The organism is Psychrobacter sp. 1U2 (assembly GCF_051847575.1).
The window spans coordinates 1-1083 of sequence record NZ_JBPYDC010000439.1 but is presented as its reverse complement, the minus strand read 5'-3'; the positions used below and the strand labels follow the sequence as shown (position 1 = coordinate 1083).

1 protein-coding gene is annotated in these 1083 nt (G+C 47.3%); it reads left to right on the top strand.

All coding sequences use genetic code 11. The annotated features are described in order from the left end of the window. Positions 1-1083, top strand: a 1083-nt coding sequence (locus ACS8FD_RS16410; RefSeq protein ID WP_439276626.1) for an ATP-binding cassette domain-containing protein, incomplete at both ends; no start/stop codon positions are given.

Sequence of the window (1083 nt, the reverse complement as noted above, 5' to 3'; positions counted from 1 at the left end):
ATATGAACCTGCAAAAAGGGCAGGCACTCGGTATCGTTGGTGAGTCAGGCTCTGGTAAGTCGATCGCCAGTCTTGGGCTGTTGGGCTTGTTACCAGATAGCTTGAGCGTCATGGGTGAGGTGCAGTTAGCAGATGCAACAGGAATGGCTACATTGCCGATAAGCAACCATAAAACACGTGATGCAGCGCTGCGCTCCATTCGTGGTCAACGCATCGGCATGGTGTTTCAAGAGCCAATGACGGCGCTCAATCCATTACATACCGTCGCTAAGCAAATCGCAGAGTCTCTGCGTCTCAGCGGTGTAGCCAAAAAGCAATGGCGCGAAAGAAGCATCGCTTTGCTAGACGATGTCAATATTAACGAGCCTGCTGACAAGCTAAATCGTTATCCGCATGAGTTATCGGGTGGTCAACGTCAGCGGGTAATGATTGCTATGGCATTAGCGCAGCAGCCAGATATCTTAATCGCTGATGAGCCAACCACTGCGCTTGATGTCACCTTGCAACATGAGATTCTCGCCCTATTAGATGATCTCAAGCGTCAGCATAATATGGCGATGATATTAATTAGTCATGATCTTAATTTAGTTAGACGCTATAGCAACGACGTCATCGTCATGCGCCAAGGGCAGACTATCGAGCAGGGGCCAACTGCAGCGGTATTTAGTCAGCCTAAAGCCGACTATACTCGCTCGCTTATTAAGCAAGATTTTGGGCAAGCATTGGAGTTATTGGTTGATAACAATGAGCAGCAACCAATAGTATTGCAAGTCAGTAACCTACAAGTACAGTTTCCGATTGAAAAAAGCTTGTTCGGAAGTACTAAACGCTGGTTCGATGCGGTAAAAAATGTCGATATGAACCTGCAAAAAGGGCAGGCACTCGGTATCGTTGGTGAGTCAGGCTCTGGAAAAACCACAATTGCACTCGCGTTAAGTCAATTACTCAGCAATCAAGCGCGAGTCGGTGGCCAGACAATAGTTAATGGACAAAACATCGCAGCATTATCAAAACGCGATCTACGCCGCTTTCGCTCGCAGATTCAAATGGTATTTCAAGACCCCTTTGCCAGTATTAACCCTC